5 protein-coding genes and 1 pseudogene are annotated in these 5,075 nt (G+C 67.8%); 4 read left to right on the top strand and 2 right to left on the bottom strand.

What is annotated here, in order from left to right; all coding sequences use genetic code 11:
• The first annotated feature begins 312 nt into the window (after positions 1-312).
• Both AAHZ94_RS28230 and AAHZ94_RS28225 read left to right on the top strand, forming a co-directional pair.
• Positions 313-1,107: an ATP-binding protein gene (locus AAHZ94_RS28230; RefSeq protein WP_349996364.1), complete on the top strand. Its 795-nt coding sequence runs from the start codon at positions 313-315 to the stop codon at positions 1,105-1,107.
• On the top strand, positions 1,104-1,304 hold the full coding sequence (locus AAHZ94_RS28225) for a hypothetical protein (RefSeq protein ID WP_349996363.1): 201 nt from the start codon (positions 1,104-1,106) through the stop codon (positions 1,302-1,304). Before AAHZ94_RS28230 ends, AAHZ94_RS28225 begins: the two co-directional genes overlap by 4 nt.
• A 39-nt stretch (positions 1,305-1,343) precedes the next feature.
• Here the strand turns inward: AAHZ94_RS28225 and AAHZ94_RS28220 are convergent, their stop codons facing one another.
• Positions 1,344-1,916 carry a recombinase family protein gene (locus AAHZ94_RS28220; RefSeq protein WP_349996361.1) on the bottom strand — a complete coding sequence of 191 codons (573 nt, stop codon included), beginning with the start codon at positions 1,914-1,916 and terminating at the stop codon, positions 1,344-1,346.
• Between the two features lie 566 nt (positions 1,917-2,482).
• Between AAHZ94_RS28220 and AAHZ94_RS28215 the strand changes: the two genes are divergently transcribed.
• A complete protein-coding gene (locus AAHZ94_RS28215) occupies positions 2,483-3,241 on the top strand; it encodes a hypothetical protein (RefSeq protein WP_349996359.1) in 759 nt (252 codons plus the stop codon).
• Positions 3,242-3,322: 81 nt separating this feature from the next.
• On the opposite strand, the pseudogene AAHZ94_RS28210 reads toward AAHZ94_RS28215, so the two are convergent.
• Positions 3,323-3,583: pseudogene (locus tag AAHZ94_RS28210) on the bottom strand (hypothetical protein); the annotation flags it as partial.
• A 48-nt stretch (positions 3,584-3,631) separates the two neighbouring features.
• Between AAHZ94_RS28210 and AAHZ94_RS28205 the strand changes: the two are divergent.
• Complete coding sequence (locus AAHZ94_RS28205) at positions 3,632-4,816, top strand: hypothetical protein (protein WP_502964807.1); 1,185 nt, start codon at positions 3,632-3,634, stop codon at positions 4,814-4,816.
• Positions 4,817-5,075 lie beyond the last annotated feature (259 nt).

The raw sequence follows: 5,075 nt of genomic DNA, 5'->3' as shown, positions 1-5,075 counted from the left end.
CCCCTTCCCCCCTACGGTCTCCCCCCGGGGGCCGCCGCCCCCCCCCCCCCCACCCCCCGGGGGGGGGGGGCCGCCCCCCTCCCCCCCCTTCCCTACCCGCGGCGGCTAAAGCCCCCCCGCCATCGGCCGCAGCGGATCCCGCGCTCAGACTTGTCGTCGCTGGCCCACACCGTGACCGATGCAACTGTCAGGCCCCCTCCCCACTTCTCGCGACAGAGCCTTCGTTCCGCTGCGCGCCTGGCCCATCCACGAATACGAGGACGCCATGGATCTGCCCCTCGACGCCGTACGCCCCTCCCGAGCGAGGGTCTGATGAACCCCGTCTCCCCCGTCCCACCCGGCCTGCCCGCTCCGGGCACACCCGTGGTGGCGTACCTGTGCTGGCCGCACGGTCATCCCGTCGACGTCCGCCGAGCGCTCGCCCGCGTACACCGCCACCTCGACGCGCACGGTCTACGCCCCGTCGCCCTGTTCGTCGAGCGGTCCGACCTCGGGGAGTACGCGTACCGCCGCCGCTGGGCCGCCGCACGCGCGCTGGTGGAGAGCGGGGACGCGCGCGCCATCGTGAGCCTGTGGCCCGTGATGCTCTGGTGGACCGCGCGACAGCGCGCAGAGCTGGCCGCCTGGGCACGCAAGCACGACGCGCACGTGATCACCGTCGGCGGCTCCGCGCCGACCGGCATCTCCCACGCCGTCCCCTCGGCCCCGGCACCTCGTTGCGCGGGGTCGGCCAGCTTTTCGAGGGTGGCGCACGTCGCCGACGCACGGCGCTTCGTGGCCGCCTGCTTGTCCGGTGTCGGCCGGGCGGAGGTGGTTGAGGACGCGGTGTTGGTGACGAGCGAGTTGGTCGCCAACGCGCTGGAACACGCCATGGTCGAACCCCACGCGAGCGTGGGGCTGAGCGTGTGGTGCGGGACCGCGGAAGTACACATCGAGGTACGCGACATCTCCGACGCCCCACCCCAACGAGCCTGCTCCACCGATGAGTTCGCCCTCCGTGGCCGCGGGCTTCAGATGGTCGAGGCCGTGGCCAAGCGGTGGGGGTACGCGCATCTACGCCCCGGCCCGGGCAAGCGGGTGTGGGCGACGGTGGAGCTCACAGGATGATCACGCCCGGCCCGGCACTGTCGCACGCGTCGTTGAACGGACTGCTGTGGCTGTACCACCAGAGCTTCGACGTGGTGGTCACACCCGGTGGACTGGCCGGTGCGGCTGCCGTGCGCAGCATGGACCACCTCCAGCCCGACGGGTGCGGACCCGTGTGGTGCGGACGGGAGGCACTGGTGTGGGCCCCGGTGTCCTAGCTCAGACACCAGCCGCAAAGTAGCGATCCGCCCCTGGGGTCAGTTGTCGACGGGCGTCGCCGCCGGATTGAGGGTCTTGTGCACGACGCCGACGGACACCTTGACGGCGGCGGCGATCTCGCGGATGGACTGGCCTTCGGCGCGGCGGGCGAGGATCACGCGGCGCTTGTCGTCGTCCACGACGGGGCGCCGGCCGCCGACACGGCCGCGTGCGCGAGCGGAGTCGAGGCCGTTTTTCGTCTTCTTGACGATGTCGCGCCGCCGGTCCTCGGCGAGCGCGAGCGCGAGGTCCAGGATGAGGGAGCGTTCGGTGTGCTCGCCGGCGGCGATGCCCTCCAGGACCTTGACGGCGATGCCGCGCTGGAAGAGGTCGTTGAGGACGATCAGCCCTTCGAGGACGTTGCGGCCCAGGCGGTCGACTTCCTGGACGGTGAGCATGTCACCGTCGCGCAGGTAGTCGAGGGCGGCGGTGAGGCCGGGGCGCTCGTCCACGGCGAGCTTGCCGCTGATCTTCTCCTCGAAGACCTTGAGACAGATCGCATCGAGGGCGTCGTGCTGGCGCAGGGTCTTCTGCTTGTCGGTGCTGACCCGGACCAGTCCGATAAACGCCACGGGACAGCCATTCCGTTCATCAAACTTCTTCGGATAGCGATCTGAACGCTAGCAGTTGATGAACGGGAAAATGAATGATTCCGGCGAGGAGCTGGGCCACGGGGCGGCTCCGCGCCGCGTGTTCGGTAAACGGTCATTTATGAGAATCACGCGGTGTGCCTCGGGCTGGCTCTCGGTACCTGCCGGGAGCCAGCTTGCGTCATTCAGTCTTCAACCTTCGGGGCGCCCTCGAAGAGGATGCAGCCTCCGAGGGATAGCCAGCTGGCGACCTTCGACGCCACGAATCCACCGATCTTCGGCACCACGACCGAGGTCACGAACTCTGCTCCCGGGGCGCGCTTGTGGTCTATTCCAAACGCGCACTTTCCGGACCTGATCGTGGCCTTCGTGCCTGGATCAAGGTGGTTCGACCGCCCCGCACCGCCTGCCACTGGCCTGGAGGCCTCCGTGAACGAACGGGCTGGCCCCACTGTCGCGGGCATGGTCCGCAACCAGCTTGCAGCTTCACCTGATTCGACACACCCTGGAAATGAGCGTTTTCATCATCGAAGCAGTTAGAAGGCGTTATGAGCACCAAAGTCAGTGGCGCACACCAGGCTCTGGGCCCACCTGTTGCTTTCAATACACAGGACTGGTGGGTGGCAGGAAAGACCCGGATCGAAGGTCTCGGCATTGTAGTCGGTACCGTCAATGGAGATGCCTTTGAGCATCACATCATCGATGGCTCGATCTCGGCCGCAAGAAAGTATGCCGGATCACCTATAGCCTTTCACCGCCCGATAGACAGGTGGGTAGCGAGAACCGGCAACAGCACCTTCATGGTCGGGCTTGTCGACGGCAGCGTCTTCCAGCACTCAATTGAGTTCATCAGCCCCAATCCCGTGCTTGGAGCCCCAAAAAAGCTAGCCGGCCCGCCCGTTGCAGCACGCCCGCCAGACATGCACGTCTTGTCGATCGGGAGTCAGATCGCCGTTATTCTTAATGACGGAGCCGTCTTCGCCCATCAGCTGACCGTCAACGGCATCCAGCCAGCCGTCAGAGTCACCGGACCACCAGTTGCATCCCGAACCTGGGACAGATGGGTCATCAGCGGAAACGTCAGCGCGGGAAGCGGCGACGAAATCTTCGTCATCACCAGTTCTGGAGATGTCTGGGTCCACCAGTACAACTCGAACCTGGGGGGCATCCCATCTATCGGACCAGCTCACAAGCTCGATGGGCCTCCCGTTGCTTTCCGCACCCAGGACAGATGGGTGCTCATGAGCGGCGGGAAGATCGTGGTGATCACTGAGCTGGGAGAAGTATTCATCCATGACGTGAGCTAGCCTGCGACACGTGGATCTGGCTGGCCACCCGCGCCAACGGCAACCGCCAGTGTGCCGGGCGCGAGGTCGCGCAGGACCTCGGTCAGCGTGGAGGCCCACCAGCACGTCCGCCCGCATCGCCTCCCAGCGGGGCCCGTCCAGCAGCTGGGCGCGCGGGTCGGCCCACCGGTTCGACGGAGCGGCGAACACGTCCCGCCGGTTCAGGGCGCGGTGCAGCTGCTCCAGCACGCACACCACGTACGCGTCCCGGCCTACCGCTCCCTGCGGCACCTTGGCATTGGAGAACACCGCACGGCGCCACATCGCCGGGACCAGGTCAGCGTCGGCCTCGCGCAACAGCAAGGCCCCGGTGTCCTAGCTCAGACACCAGCTCGACGGCTGTACGCCCTGATGTCCCTGCACCCGACCGGCACGTTCACCGAGGACGTCGCCCGAGCCGTGGCCCGAACCGACCGGTCCGCGCCGACGAACTCGGTCGCCCACTGCCTGGCCACGCTCCACTCAGCCGGCCTGTACACGTTCGCCCAGGGCCGCTACTCCATGCCACCGCAGGTGCACCAGCACGCCAGGGAACAGGCCCTCACCCACCTCCGGATCGACTGGAACACCCGGCACGAGGCACAGATACGGCTCGCCGATCACTACCTCGCCACCGCCACCGAAGCCGGCCGGGCGCTCCTGCCCGATGCCCCGGCCCCTGCCCCCACCCGCGTCTACCACTACTCCGTAGACCCACCGGCCTTCGCCGACCCGGGCGCGGCCAAACAGTGGTTCGCCAACGAACACCTGGCCCTGGCCCGCGTCCTGGAGATGACCCACACCATGGGCCTACCCAGCCTGACCGCGCACCTCGCGGTGGCATCCTGGCCCACCTACCTCCACCACACCCCCGACGCTCACTGGCGAAACGGCCAGCACGCCGGCGAAGACGCCGCACGAACCTGGGGAATGCGACAGATAGAAGGGCTCCTACTGGTCCGCAGGGCCACCGTCCTGTGCGATCAACACCTACCCGAGAGCGCCCTGCCCGCCCTGCGCCATGCCGCACTCGCCTACCAAACCGTAGGAGACCGCGACGGACTGGCGACCACCTGGCGCACCACGGGGCTGGCCTACCTGCCTCTCGGCCGCGTGGAAATGGCCCGTCGCGCGCTCCAAGCCGCTTTGGCGTACCGCCGCCCGCTCAACGCACCAGCCCGCGCGATCGACCGGCTGGCGATGGCCGAGTTGGAGTCCCGTACGGGCCGGCACCAGGAGGCCGCAGGCTGGCTCCGTGCCGCGCTGGCGAGCGCCACACCCGGCAGCCCGACCGAGGTCCGCATCCGACGTCAGGCCGCACTGACCCAACTGGAACACGGAGACGTCACCGGCGCCCTCACCACGCTCGAACGGGCACTGGACGTCGCTCATGCCGGCGACCCCGACCTCATGGAAACCGAACTCAGCCTCACCTACACCGCCCAGACCAAGGCCACCACCGCCTCCGGGCGTACGACCCGCCCTCCTCGTCCGCGCGGTCAGCGACGCAGCACACCACCGCCGCACTTCGCACGGCAGTCGCCCCGATCGCGCTGACACGGAACCCACTCGACGCCCGACCATTCACCCGACGCGGGGCGGATGAAATCCGCCACGATGCGTTCCTCGGCTCTGTCGCCAACCAACCCGCCGCCGCGCCGGCAGAGGCTCCATAGGAGCGCCAGGTCAGCAGAATTGATTTCGTGCCCGGCTTTCAGCTTGATCTTTAACCTATGCGCCGCGGACGTGGGTCCGTTGACTTCTTCGTTCGTCGTTTCGTGGAGCTTGGTTTGCCGACTGTGTGAACGTCGTGGCG

Origin of the sequence: Streptomyces sp. HSW2009 (assembly GCF_040240285.1) — a bacterium.
Lineage (GTDB): Bacteria > Actinomycetota > Actinomycetes > Streptomycetales > Streptomycetaceae > Streptomyces.
Note: the sequence above shows the minus strand (reverse complement) of the source record. Positions and strands in the feature narration are given on the sequence as shown.